Here is a 13,607-nt window from a genome sequence, read left to right on the forward strand (position 1 = left end):
TAGCACCGGACCGGCTCAACAAGGCGTGCTTGTCGTGCCCTTGATCTCCAGGAACTCCTCGAGACCGAATTCGGCGTACTCCCGGCCGTTTCCCGACTGTTTGTAACCGCCGAACGGCGCGGCAGGGTCCCACGGTGGGTAATTGATATGCACGTTCCCTACGCGCAAACGCTTCGCTATCCGATGCGCGCGCTCCAAGTCCTGCGACTGGACATAAGCAGCCAGCCCATACACGCTGTCATTGGCGATAGAGATGGCTTCTTCCTCGGACTCGTAACTCATGATCGAGAGAACCGGACCGAATATTTCGTCACGCGCGATCGACATCGTGGGCAGCACATTCGAAAAGACGGTTGGCCGAACATAGAAGCCCGTTTCCAGGCCGGCGGGCCGCCCCAGCCCGCCGGCAATCAGCGTCGCGCCCTCGTCGATCCCGAGCTCGATGAACCGTTGGATGCGCTCATACTGCACGCGGCTCACCACCGGCCCGATCTCCGAGCTCTCGGCGCCGGGATGGCCAACCAAGGTCGCTTCCGCTTCAGCCCGAGCAATATCTTCGACGGTGCACATGAGATCGGCGGGCACCAGCATGCGTGTTGGAGCGTTGCACGATTGCCCGCTGTTGCTGAAGCAGGCCTTGACCCCGCGGGTAACCGCGTCTGTCAGGTCCACATCGGAACAGATGATGTTGGGGCTTTTGCTGCCGAGTTCCTGATGTACCCGCTTTACCGTGTCGGCTGCGGCCTTCGCCACTTCGATCCCTGCTCGGGTGGAGCCCGTAAACGAAACCATGTCCACGCCCGGATGACGCACGAGGGCGTCGCCCACGATGTGGCCGTACCCGTGAACGAGGTTGAAAACGCCCGGCGGAACGCCAGCCTCGTCGAGGATCTCCGCGAACAATATCGCGCTGAACGGAGCAATCTCGCTGGGCTTGAGCACCATCGTGCATCCGGCAGCCAGCGCTGGCGCCACTTTGCACACGATCTGATTGATCGGCCAGTTCCATGGCGTAATGAGCGCACATACGCCGATGGGCTCGTGCGAAACCAACAGCGTTCCGCTCTGCCTCGCGAACTCGAACTGCTTCAATGCTCGGATAGTTTGTTGAAGATGCGCGGTTCCGACGGCCGCCTGCATCGATCTGGAAAACGCAATGGGGGCACCCATCTCCCGGCTGATGATATCGGCGACCTCGTCGTATCGGGCGGTGTACACCACCAGCACGCGCTCGAGGAGCTCGACCCGTTGCTTGACCGTCCATTCAGAAAAGAAAGAGAACGCCCATCTTGCGGCAGCGACGGCGCGATCGACATCCGCCGCCCCGCCGACCCGCAGTCGAGCGTAAGGTGCTTCGGTGGAAGGGTCGATCACGTCGATCGGTTGTACGTCTGCGGGATCGAACCAGATCCCGTCGATGAAGCTCTGATTGGCAGTTCGCATCTTGATCTCGCTACAGTTTGCTTCCGTGGTATCCACGACGCCGCTTTGCGCGAACGTCAGCGTTCCGAGGGCCATGCTTCGGAGGGTAGGTGATCGGTTTAGAATTCGGCGGCCAGCCAGCCGATAGTCACGACCTGCTCGATTGCAAGCGCCGCGGCAAGTACGCCTGCATCCCGGCCGCGCGCGCCAGCTATCTGGATGCCAATGGGCTGACGCTCGGACGTGATTCCGCACGGCACGACGCAAGCTGGCTGCTGGCTCAGATTGAGCGGAAAATTGAAACCTGCCCAGTCGAACCATGATGTTTCAGGGTGGTCTCGCGGCACCTGGGCACCCGCTTCGAATGCAGGAATCGCCGTCGCTGGCGAGACGAGCAAGTCGACCCCGTTCAAACAGGCGCTCCATCCAGACGCCGAATTCGGCGCGCGCAGCCGACGCCGCCACATACTCCATCGCTGTCAAACGTGCACCGCCATCCGCGAGTTCAACAAACCCCGGATCCAGATCTCGCCATCGTTTCTCGGGAAGATTCGAACGCCGGCTCGCGGCTCCCGCCGACCAAAGCACGCTGAAGATCGTTCGTAACGCCATGGCAGGCAGTGTCACCTCTTCGACTTCGGCTCCGGAATCCGCCAGCCGGCCGATCGCCGCATCCACACAGGCTGCGATGCGAGGGTCGAGCTCCCCACATGCGGGTGTATTCCAATAGCCTATGCGCTTGCCTTTGAGATCAAGCGGGTCCCGACGATCCAGCGCGGGCAGCGCCGATACCTGATACCAATCCCTTGAATCCACCGCGGACATTGCCGATAGCATCATGCTGGCATCTCCTACCGAGCGCGCGATGGGCCCGAGATGCGCGAGTGTCCCGAACGCGCTGGCCGGATAGGCCGGCACTCTGCCGAAGGTCGGTTTGAACCCGACGACGCCCGTGAATGCCGCCGGTATTCTGATCGACCCGCCACCGTCGGTGCCAAGATGAAGCGCACCGGCGCCAACGGACGCAGCGACGGCCGCACCGCCGCTGGACCCACCCGCCGTCAGCGCCTGATTCCACGGATTGACGGTGCTCCCGGAGCGAGGACTATCCGTGACCGCTTTCCAACCGAACTCCGGCGTCGACGTCAATCCCAGAAAAACCGCTCCCGCTCGGCGCAGTTGGCGCACAGCGGGGCAATCCTCCGCCGCCGGCTTCGTGTCGACCGCGTTGCTACCGTAATGGGTCACCCACCCGGCCACCTCGACGATATCCTTGATCGTCGTCGGGACACCGTCGATCGGCGACAGCGGACACCGATCCCGCCAACGCGTTTCCGAGAGTCTGGCGGCGGCCATCGCCTCGCCGTGCTCGATCAATGTAAAGGCACGCAGCGCCGGATTGATTTGCTCCGCTCGCTCGAGGCACTGATGGGCGACTTCGATCGGCGAGATCTCGCCGGTCGAATACCGGCGAGCCAACTCATGCGCTGAAATCCGGCAAAGCTCGGGCGCGTCGGAAATGGGTGTGTGAAGCTGGTTAGCCATAGATTGATCTCGATTGTCGAAGTTGCGTCCTTGTATGTAGCCTGCCGCGCGTCATACCAGATCCCTGATCTTTGCCCAAGTCATCCCCAACGCAAGCATCGGCGTCCGCAATAGGTGCCCGCCCGGAAAATTGCGGTGACGAATCTTGCCGAACAAATCGAACCGCTCTACCTGCGTGCCGATCGCCTCCGCGATCAGCTTGCCTACCAGACCGGTCACGTTCAAACCGTGCCCCGAAAATCCCTGCGCGAAATAGACGGTCGGTGCAATGCGACCGAAATGCGGCGCCCGGTTCATCGTGATGTCGACCAGGCCGCCCCATGCATAGTCGACCTTGACGTCCTCAAGCTGAGGAAAGGTCTTCAACATATCGCGACGCATCGCCTCCCCGAGATGGGCAGGTGCGCGCGTCGAGTAGCTCACCTTCCCCCCCCAAAGCACGCGCCCATCGGGTGTCGGGCGGAAATAATCGAGTGCATAGCGGCTATCGCAAATGGCCGCCTGTGCCGGCATCAATGCGGTCGCGCGCGCCGGATCGAGTGGCTCGGTGGCAATCACGTACGTCCCGACCGGCATGATCTTGCGCGACAGGTCGGGAGCCAATCTGCCTAGCCAGGTATTGCCAGCCAGCACGACGAATCCAGCGCGCACCGCCCCGTCGCTCGTTTCGATCACGTGCGTACCGCTTTCATTACGTATGCGCATGGCACACGTGTCCTCGAATATTTGCGCCCCGGCCTCGCGTGCCGCGCGCGCAAGGCCGAGCGTGTAATTGAGCGGATGCAAGTGACCGCTATGCGGATCGAACAGGCCACCTCTATATCGTGAGGATTGGACATAGTCACGCATAAGACCGCTCTCGATATAGCGCAACTTGTCGTAACCAAAGCATCGTTGTGCCTCGTCGCACCACTGCCGTAGCGCAACGACGTCGCGCGGTTTGTTCGCGACATGCAAATAACCGAAACGCAGATCGCAGTCGATTCGATGATTCGCGATGCGCTCCCGGACGATGTCAACGCCCTCGAGCCCCATTGCCCAGACGCGCGCCACGTCCTCCGCCGGCATATGCGTGGCGAACGTATCCATGCCGCACGCGTAGCCTCCGATCAATTGTCCGCCGTTGCGACCGCTCGCCGCCCAGCCGACCTTCGATGCCTCAAGCACCGCAACGCGATATCCACGTTCCGAGAGATTCAGCGCCGTGGAAATTCCCGTCAATCCGGCGCCGATCACGCACACGTCGACCTGTAATGCTCCGGTGAGCGGTGCACATCGAGTTGTGTCGTTGGCGGTCGCCGCGTAATACGATGCAGCATGAGACTTGTTCGAGAATTGGAGCATAGGAATAAAGAGTGAACGACAGCGGCATGTTCGATTTAACCGAGCAACGCAACCGCGGTCTAAAGAATCAGAACGTGTAGATAAACTGCGTCGCGATGATGTCGTTCGACTTGCTATACGAGCCGTTGCCGTGCAGGAACACATCCTGCGTCGCCCAATCGTGGCGATATTCGATCTTCACGATGGTCTGCTGGGTCGGATACAACAGTAGATCCAGCGCCACGTCCTGGTGCGCCGCTCCCTTGCACTCGAAGCCCAGGCCGCCGTTGGCTTTCGAATTCGCGAGGCAGCTCGCACCGATACCGAAGCCGTCGGCGGTATCCATGCCGTTCGCGTTCTGAGCGATGCCGCCGCCACCGCCGCCGTTCTTCGTATTGACGAGCAAGTCATAACGCGCGGTCACACCGATACGACCAAGCAGCGGCACGTTGAATTTTCGATGTCCCAGCAAAGACAAGCCGTACCATTGCGCCTGGCCGCCGTTGAACGCGGCGTTCTGTTGCTGACCATAGTCCAGTTCGGCGTTGTACTGGACGTCGGCAAGCGCATAGGTCGCATCCGCTTCGGCAAAGAAATACGTACCGTAGGGGCTGTGCGCGACGCCGCCGACCCCGTATACCGGATTACCGTTACTGTCCAAGCCGGAATACAGCGTTTGTCGACCGATATTGAACGAGCCACCGATATCGAGCGCAGTGCCTTTCGTGTAGTCGACCCGCGCGGTGAATGTCGGCATTCTGTTACTCGACGTAATCGCGTCGCCCAGCGCATTCGTGCCAATTTGCACGACCGAACCGGCCGTACGATATTGCTCGTTTCCGAGCATGAACTTCCATGACCAATGGCCGTCAGCGCTCAGGTAGTTGACTCCCGCGCCGATGTAACTACCCGGGTCCGAAAAGTCATACAGCAGGTTGTGCGTCAGCGTCAGCATCTGGTTCGATTGCTGTACTTCATAGCCGCCGAAGCTCGGCATCATCCCTGCGACGACACTGGTCGTCGGCGTCACCGGCACCGTGATGAATGCCGTGTTCAGGATATTGACACCGCTGTTACCGTGCTCGTCCATAAAGAGGCCGCCCGCGCCTCGGTTGGGCAATAGCGAGATTTCCGCGGACGGCGCCATCGGCCCTACGCCGAAGGTCTTCTTGATATCCAGATAGGCATCGCCAAACGTACTATTAAAGTAGCTGTAGCTACGGTCGTGATTGGCGAACACGAACGATGACGTCCCTGCCGCACGATTGTAGAGATAGGACGGATCGATGTATCCGGTCACGGACAACCCAGCAATTGGTCCGGTGCTGGCCGCATCGGTCAGCGTCTCGACCTTGAGCTGCGAACTGGCGATCTGCTGACGGATCTCGCTAACGTCGTTATTGGTCAGTTGGGCAGGCGCCTTCCCGTAATCCGGCGAAGACGCGTCGACGACAGGTGCCGGTTGCTCGGCGGTGCCTGAAGATGCACCGGACGATTTCGCCGCCAGCGCCGCCTTCATCGCATTCACCTCTTTCTTCAACTCTTTCAGCTGCAATCGAAGCGCTTCAATATCAGCGGTACTCGAACCGGCCAGCGCGATTCCCGGCATCCCGATCATCATCAGCATGCAAATTATTTTCATTCTCATGAGATTTCTCCGAACACCGCAACTTAAATTCTCTCTCTTACATTGAGCGCCGCATTTACAAATTAAGACCACCCCATCGCGCATAAAATGATAATTTTCGACGCAAATTTTGAAAAATGCGAGAATAATGAGAAAATACCAAATCGACAATTAGAACGAGATGAGAAAGGTAACCGAACCAATTCCATCAATAAACCGGCGACCCTCTTTACGGCGAGAACACGCGAGCATCGGCTCCCGGCATCAACGTCCGGATTTGATCTGCAGCCACAGACGATTCTCGAGACGCGCGATGTCCGAGGGTTTGGGGCGCGCGAGCGACATCTTGTTCAGAATCTCCGCAGGCGGATAAACATTGGGATCGTGCGCGATCGCTGGCGTCACATATTGACCCGCAGCCTTATTTGCCGTGGGATAAAAAACTTCGTTGGTAATTGCTGCATTGACTTTCGGATCCTGAATATAGTTGATCCATTTGAGCGCGGCCTCGGGATGCGGCGCGTCTTTCGGAATGCCCATCACGTCGAACCACACGATCCCGCCTTCTTTCGGGTTCGTGTATCTGATTTCATACGGACGCTTGGCGTCCTGCGCGCGCCGCCTCGCGACACCGATATCGCCCGAGTAGCCGAGTGCGACACAGACATCATTATTGGCTAGATCGTCGATGTAACCCGACGAGCTGAATTGCGTAATGTATGGGCGAATTTTCTTCAACACCTCGTACGCCGCCTGATAGTCTCCCGGGTTCTTGCTATTAGTGTCCTTCCCCATGTACTGCAGCGTCGCGGCGAATACATCGTCTGACGAATCCGGGACGGACAAGCCGCAGCTCTTAAGCCTCGCGGCATTTGCGGGATCAAAGATGAGCCCCCAGCTGTCTACCGGCGCATTCTCTCCCAGCACCTTTTTCACGGCTTGGACGTTGTATCCGATGCCATCGGTACCCCATGCCCAAGGCACACCGTATTGATTGCCTGGGTCCGCATCGGAGATCTTCCGCATCAACGCAGGATCGAGATTCGCTAGGTTCGGTAATTTCGACTTGTCTAGCTTCCGATAGATGCCCGCTTCGATCTGTTTCGCCATGTAGTTCGACGTCGGCACAACGATGTCGTACCCCGAGCCGCCGGCAAGCAACTTGGTCTGCAGCGTGTCGTCGCTGTCGTAATTATCGTATCTGACGTGAATACCGGTCTGCCTTTCGAAATTCGCAATCGTGTCCTTCGCGATATAGTTCGACCAGTTGTAGACGTTCAGCTCGGTGTCCTCAGCATGCACCTGCGTGCCGATGAAACCCAACAGAATGCTCGCAATCGGTACGGATGCACGTGCAAGGATAAGGTGAAAATTCCCGCCTGCCATGGTGAGCTCCTCTGCGGACGAATATGGATCGCACATCGTCATGCGTCGCCGCGTGTAATTTAAATGTAAGAATTCGCATATGCAGCTCGCCACTCGCGCATCTCGTCTTTTTGGCGGGGCCCGTCGACGGCAGCATGCCCGACAGACGAGAGCATCGATACGACCTGCCGTGTGAACTTGCTTCTCGCACCCTCTTCTCAATGCAGCAGGTGCCGCGTCGTGTGACCGTTCAGTTAGGCGTTACAACCACTCTATCAAGCGCGAATTGCCCGATCTGTCCTAAGTTTCCGGGACAAACGCATTTCTCAACGAGTCATTCGATCAGGGGAATCCGCAGGCTTGCTTCGGCTTATTGGCGTGATATAAGCGGACAACCGAGTTCTCCGCGCGTGCTTCGTCATGAGTTCCGCTCCGCCCATCGTCGACATCCACCTTGGTCAGCTTTCATCTATAGCATGCGCGCTAGGTGCAATCACAAACGCGGTAGGAACGCGTCAATTTCTTCGAGTACTGTTCGAAACCATCTCGAATTTTGTCGATTGCGATTCGTTACACTTGGATTACGTACAGCCAGGCTCAACGCCTCGCAACATCTGTTGGATCGGGAGCTTCGGCAAGAATCCGGAACTCATCGAACGGACCATGCAGCTCTACTATCAGAGCTATGCCCAGAACGACTCGACGTTCGATCGCATCGAGTGCGAGCGAGACGTTCAGTTGATGCAGCTATCGGCCCGACAGGTCGAAACTCGACTGCGCAGCATTTTTTACGACGTGGCCGATATTCACGATGAATGCGTGACCTACTGTCTCGCCCGCGGCGTGCAATTCTCGATGTCGGTGTGCCGCGCACGGCGCCTGCCGCCGTTTTCGCTCAAGGAATTGAGCATCCTCAAACATCTGGCCCTCATTGTTCTGCCGCTGGCGGCCATGCACGAAAGCCTCGTCGGTGCGAAGCATTCCGGCAAGGAAAGATCGGGAGCGCCCAGCGATACCATCGGCCGCTGGCTAAACGAGAGACTGACGCCACGCGAGGCACAAGTCTGTTCAGCTTTCATCCAGGGCATGACCACACAAGCAATCGCGGCATCGATGGGTGTCAAGCCGTCGACTGTCGAAACATTTGCAAAGCGAGCTTTTGTCAAACTGGAAATTGATTCGCGACGTCAGCTACTCGCACTTGCATTTAACAACGCGCTCGTTGAGCCTAGTTATTCGCATATCAATTAAGTAATCGTCGGCAACCTGTCTCGTCGTCTGGCTCGAGGGTGGTAGCGTCCAACCATAGGGGCTACGCGACGGCAGGTGGCCAACGAGAGAGTCGACAAAGCAAACTTCGCGGCGGCAGGATTATTCTCGGAAGACTCTCTGGCTCGTTACGTTGGCGAGGGTAGAGTTCGTAGATTCCGCTAATGGGGTCGGTTCGAGCGCTAGCAGCGCCGCTGAAGTTCCCCCGCCGATCCGTCACGATCCACCCAAGACGCGAAGGCAGCACGTGGGGCACCGACAGCTACAACGAATCCCTGTTCAATACAATCGGGCTGGAGGAATTCGTACCGCAAGCGCATCTCCTGCGCCCGATCCATACTTGGATGAACGAGCCGCTGTCGAAGATGGATACCCAGTTCTCGGCGATGTACGATGCGGACATCAACGGCGGTCGGCCGAGCATCGCGCCGGATAAGCTGATGCGGGCAATGCTGCTTCAGGTGTTGCACAGCATTCGCAGCGAGCGGCAACTAGTCGAGCAGGTCTCGTACAACCTTCTGTTCCGGTAGTTCGTCGGTCTGTCGATCGAAGATGCGGTGCGGAATCACACGGTGTTCAGCAAGAACCGGGATCGACTGATCAAGTTCGGCGCAGTGACTGACCTGTTCAACGCGACGATGGAAACAGCGCATAACCGTGGCTTGCTGTCAGGCGAGCACTTCACTGTCGACCGCACCTTGATCCGTGCGTGAGCCAGTCACGATAGCATCCGACGCAAGGATGGTGGGGACGATGATCGTCCGCCTGACAATTGGCATGGCGAATCCCGTAGTAATGAATCGCACAAATCGAAGAGCGACGGTGAGAGCCGGGTCTATGGCAAGAGCATGCCACGCATGCCTTTCCGACTTACCTGGGCCATGCGCTGACGGATAACCGGCGCGGTCTGGTCGTGAACGTTCAGGCCAGCGAGGCGAATGGTCGTGCGGAACGCAAAGTGGCGACGGACATACTGCGCGATGTGTCGGGATCGGACGGGCGTATTGCGGTGGGCGCAGATAAGGCGTACGACACGCGTGGATTTGTGAAGGCCTGCCGCGAATACAACGTGACGCCGCACGTCGCACGCAACACGAAGCGCACCGGCGGAAGTACAATCGGCGGTCGGACGACGCGGCGTCTCGGTTACGCACTGAGTCAGCGCAAACGCAAATGCATCGAACAGTGCTTCGGCTGGGGCAAACGGATCGGGCCGATCCGGCAGGTGATGCTGAGAGGCTTGGAGAAAGTTCATCAGTTGCTCACGCTGACGATGGTCGCCTACAACCTGATGCGGCCGAGAACGTTGAGATTCGTGCGTCCGCAGGACGCGTAATGCAGAAAATCCGGCGGCAAATACCTTCGCTGTCCGGGCTCTACCGTTGAATCCAGCGTGACGCAACAAAATTACCGAGTCGTTGAGCGAATTCATGCCATTTGCGAGAGTGGTCCGAATCCGGTCGAAGGGTATTTCAACAGCCTGCCATTATAAATATCACACAAACCGTGAATGGCACGGTGACAGCGAACGGACTGGATTTTTGCGCAAAATGTGCCGGTATTATCGGGGGCACTTCTTCAAAATCCGCTCAGTGAGGCCCCTTATCAAGACGCCCTGCTAACCTTCATTGGCATACAGGGCCTCCAAATCCGGGGCTAGTTTACCTATGAAATTTAGCTACGGTAAACATATGTTTTTGTTTCTTCACGCGGGGACGATGTGTGAACGATCAACCGGTATTGCATATCCGGGCCTGTGTATTTGCGCGGAAACAGGCCATCCATAGCATTTTCCTGCATCTCTTCACTTCGGTAAAGGATCGAGAAGGACAAATTATCCCTATTGTCATTATATTGATAAATCTCCTTTTTTACGGAATATATGATTCCATCGCTAGATAGCTCCGGGCAGCGAATATCAACACACCCTTCACGAGGATCCCCCTTGACACTATGCACCAATGCCTGAACAGTGTCTGGTGGGAGAGGAATGCTTTCATAGTCAACTGCAATAGGACGAAGCCGTGTCGCCATAGGGTTCGGGTATTGCTCCCATACGATACTGTGCTGAATCACATGATTATCACCGGAAAGTCCATTATCAGCCTCCTCCAAAGCGATTCTCGAATCATACCAGAATAGCCCAGGAGCATGGCGAGGCGACATACTGTCAGTGTAGGTGAGTTTGCCACCATCGAGCAGCGTCAGAGTAAGCGATGCCACGGTCTTTTCTGTGTCGATTAATTTGTAGACTATTTCACCGCCGAGATTGATTGGATTTTCAGAGTTGATTTCAATACGCCCATCTTTATGCGGAGCCAGTTCATATTCAAGATGGAGCCACTGCCCATTCTTTATGTCCTGTTTTGCTAACTTCACCTGATGATCGGTATTGTTGACAAGATTTATGATGACTTTCATCTCAATATCTCCATACACCAGCAATAAGGCATGTAAATTTTATTGAATCAGCCCAACAAATGCATATATTTCTCCGTCTTTGATGCGAACATTAGTCACATTACTATATTGCACGGAATCCAGTCATAAAGCGGCTGAAATACGATGCGTTTTCAGCAAAGATAACTGTATTTGCCAACAGAGAACTCGTCCATAAGAATCATCTCGTGCTCGGCGGTCGATCAAACTGTACTCCGTGCTTGCGCACGAATGTTGCCCACCGGTCCGAACAGACGACGGTCGTTACCGTTGACCCCGCAACTCCATAGTCATTGCCGCTGCCAGATAGGACATTGCTCAACAGCATCTTGTTATGACTAAGGTTCGCAAGCGCTCCCCCAGCACCGTCTGTTCATGAAGGTTCATAGGCGGCAATCTGGTTCCCACCAAAAGCGACATTCGCAATGAGCCCGAGAATCGATTCACGCACGAGATCTTTCTCGCGAATGCCGAGCGTCTGCCGCCATATACTCACTCACGAAAACCAACGTCACCCCGTCGGAACCGACAGCACACGAAACATGCTGTATATGAAACGCAATGCCTCGGTCGAAGCAATTCTATGGTGGAAACCCGGTGACCATCCACTGGTTGTCTGGCACGATGACGGCTAGGCCATTGCCACGCTGGACGGATGGCGCGCGCTCGCCTCCGGCGACTGGATAGTGACGGACCGTTCAGGCTGCGCACGTCCCGTGTGTGACCCGATGTTTCATTGCCTCTATAAGTCGGTCGCCCATCAATCCAGCCGCACTCCACTCTCGAAATGACAGGACAGTATTGCGCCGCCCCCACCCGACGGCTGCTTTGCCGAACTCAACGGTCGCGTCGCCGTATTCTTCGACTGCTTAGGCATCCCACTGACACGGGCGCCGACTGTGCATACGATGAAACGAAAAAGCAAATTCGGCACCACGAATGGCGTCGACAAGGCCCTTGCCGAACATCGCCGCTGCCCCAAGAAGTGAAACAATGTCCGTGAATCTTACAACCAAGGGTACTGAACTATCCGCCTACTCACAGGTCAGTCAGAACACCGTAGCCAGACGGCTCAACGAACACTCCCGACAAACACAAAACTTCGAGAGGCTAGCTGAACGATTTGGCTAAATCGTTGCTCCGACCGGTTGAATCCGCCCGCGATTTTGGCCATTCGGACAAGACGGCTTGCAGACGTGCCCCGATAGCGCCCGACAAGCAGCGAACTTTTCCGATATTTTCCCGGTCACACTCGCCAGCTTGCGCGGGCGCGCCGGTGCCCCTAACGGACAGCCGCCTTCCGGTATTCCGCCGCTCAACCCGCCCGCCTATCGCTCGCACGCACGGCGCAATACACAGGGATTCTCGATGGACACCAAACGATCGCGGCCGGGCCTCGTCGCCGCGCTGCTCTGGGCGGCACTGTATCTCGCGACCGGCTACATCTCGCACGAGTTCAACGGCCCCGTCCGGCTGACGGGCTACATCTGGCTGCCGGCCGGCGTGACAGTCGGCGCGTTCATGCTGCGGCCGATGCGCGAATGGCTGACGCTGGCCGGCGCGTTCCTGGTCGGGCAGCTCGCGCTGGCCGGCATCGAACACGGCAGCCTGGTCAACGCGGTGCTGTTCACGGTCGACGAGGTCGGCGCGGCCGCGCTCGCGGTGTGGCTCGTTCAGCGCGTGCGTTTCTCGCTCGAAGGGCTGTATTTCCTGCGCTCGGTGATCCTCGCCGGCCTGATCGCGGGCGTGGTTGGCGCGATCGGCGGCGCGGCGTGGTACACGGCGGTCAAGGGCGCGCCGTTCTTCGACGTGTGGTCGGTATGGGCCGCGTCCGATTTCGTCGGCGTGCTGCTGGTCACGCCGGTGCTCGCGTCATGGTCGCGCTTTCGCGCGCACCGCCCGGGCGACCACGAGCGCTTCGACCTAGTACTCGGCATCGTCGCGTTCGCGCTGCTCGTGATCGGCGCGCTCGTGATCTTCGACGGCGACACGTCGCGGAAATTCGGCACGGGCGCCGGCTTTGCGCTGACGTATGTCCCGCTGTTCCTGACCGTCGCGGTGACGCTGCTGCTCGGCGGCCGTGCGGGCTCGTCGTCGGTGCTGGTGCTCGCGCTGATCGTGATCGAGCAGACCGCGCAGGGCGACGGGCCGTTCGCGTCGTTCCATGAGCACTACGGCAGTTCGCTGCTCGAGGCGCAGCTTTACCTGGCGGTCGCGTCGCTGCTGGTGCTGACGGTGAGTACGCTGAAGACGACGCGCGAGCGCGTGCACGAGCATGCGACGGTCCTGCAGAACAACATGGAGCTCGCGCTCGCGAGCGCCGGCCAGATCGCGTACGTGCTCGATCCGGAATCGGGGCGGATCGAGTGGAGCGGCGACGTCGAGCGCGTGTTTGGTGTCGGCGTCGACGCGGCGCAGATCGCGAGCGTGTCGCTCGTGCTCGAACGTGTGCAGCCGGGCGACCGCGATGCGTTGAGCGACTACTGGAATGCGGAGATCGCCGGCGAGGATCGTGCGTCGCTGTCGCTGCGTATCGTGCAGCGCGACGGCGGCACGCAGACGATCACCGATCACGGCGCACCGTTGCTCGACTCGAATGTCGACGTGACGGTGGTGG

The 13,607-nt window shown here is 58.1% G+C and carries 9 protein-coding genes and 1 pseudogene; 4 read left to right on the plus strand and 6 right to left on the minus strand.

Annotated elements, in window-relative coordinates:
- Positions 1 to 15: 15 nt before the first annotated feature.
- Positions 16 to 1,443, minus strand: coding sequence for an aldehyde dehydrogenase family protein (locus E9536_RS40415; RefSeq protein WP_136473183.1), 1,428 nt, complete (start codon positions 1,441 to 1,443; stop codon positions 16 to 18).
- Between the two features lie 89 nt (positions 1,444 to 1,532).
- Here E9536_RS40415 and E9536_RS42475 point away from each other — a divergent pair, with 89 nt between their 5' ends.
- Positions 1,533 to 1,745 carry a hypothetical protein gene (locus E9536_RS42475; RefSeq protein WP_247873600.1) on the plus strand — a complete coding sequence of 71 codons (213 nt, stop codon included), beginning with the start codon at positions 1,533 to 1,535 and terminating at the stop codon, positions 1,743 to 1,745.
- A 4-nt stretch (positions 1,746 to 1,749) separates the two neighbouring features.
- Here E9536_RS42475 and E9536_RS40420 read toward each other — a convergent pair whose 3' ends face one another.
- The 4 genes from E9536_RS40420 to E9536_RS40435 form a co-directional block, all read right to left on the minus strand.
- Complete coding sequence (locus E9536_RS40420; RefSeq protein ID WP_211097537.1) at positions 1,750 to 2,967, minus strand: amidase family protein; 1,218 nt, start codon at positions 2,965 to 2,967, stop codon at positions 1,750 to 1,752.
- A 51-nt stretch (positions 2,968 to 3,018) separates the two neighbouring features.
- On the minus strand, positions 3,019 to 4,311 hold the full coding sequence (locus tag E9536_RS40425; RefSeq protein ID WP_136473185.1) for an FAD-binding oxidoreductase: 1,293 nt from the start codon (positions 4,309 to 4,311) through the stop codon (positions 3,019 to 3,021).
- Between the two features lie 67 nt (positions 4,312 to 4,378).
- Positions 4,379 to 5,938, minus strand: coding sequence for a DUF3138 family protein (locus E9536_RS40430; protein ID WP_136473187.1), 1,560 nt, complete (start codon positions 5,936 to 5,938; stop codon positions 4,379 to 4,381).
- Between the two features lie 243 nt (positions 5,939 to 6,181).
- Positions 6,182 to 7,303: a polyamine ABC transporter substrate-binding protein gene (locus tag E9536_RS40435; RefSeq protein WP_136473189.1), complete on the minus strand. Its 1,122-nt coding sequence runs from the start codon at positions 7,301 to 7,303 to the stop codon at positions 6,182 to 6,184.
- A gap of 642 nt (positions 7,304 to 7,945) precedes the next feature.
- Between E9536_RS40435 and E9536_RS40440 the strand changes: the two genes are divergently transcribed.
- A complete protein-coding gene (locus tag E9536_RS40440) occupies positions 7,946 to 8,533 on the plus strand; it encodes a helix-turn-helix transcriptional regulator (protein WP_247873601.1) in 588 nt (195 codons plus the stop codon).
- 239 nt (positions 8,534 to 8,772) lie between these two features.
- Positions 8,773 to 9,887: pseudogene (locus tag E9536_RS40445) on the plus strand (IS5 family transposase).
- Positions 9,888 to 10,225: 338 nt separating this feature from the next.
- Here E9536_RS40445 and E9536_RS40450 read toward each other — a convergent pair.
- A complete protein-coding gene (locus E9536_RS40450) occupies positions 10,226 to 10,972 on the minus strand; it encodes a hypothetical protein (RefSeq protein ID WP_136473193.1) in 747 nt (248 codons plus the stop codon).
- Positions 10,973 to 12,358: 1,386 nt separating this feature from the next.
- Here E9536_RS40450 and E9536_RS40455 point away from each other — a divergent pair.
- The coding region (locus E9536_RS40455) for an MASE1 domain-containing protein (protein WP_136473195.1) at positions 12,359 to 13,607 on the plus strand (1,249 nt) is incomplete at its 3' end.

This window comes from Burkholderia sp. LS-044, assembly GCF_004803625.1.
GTDB classification, from domain to species: domain Bacteria; phylum Pseudomonadota; class Gammaproteobacteria; order Burkholderiales; family Burkholderiaceae; genus Burkholderia; species Burkholderia cepacia.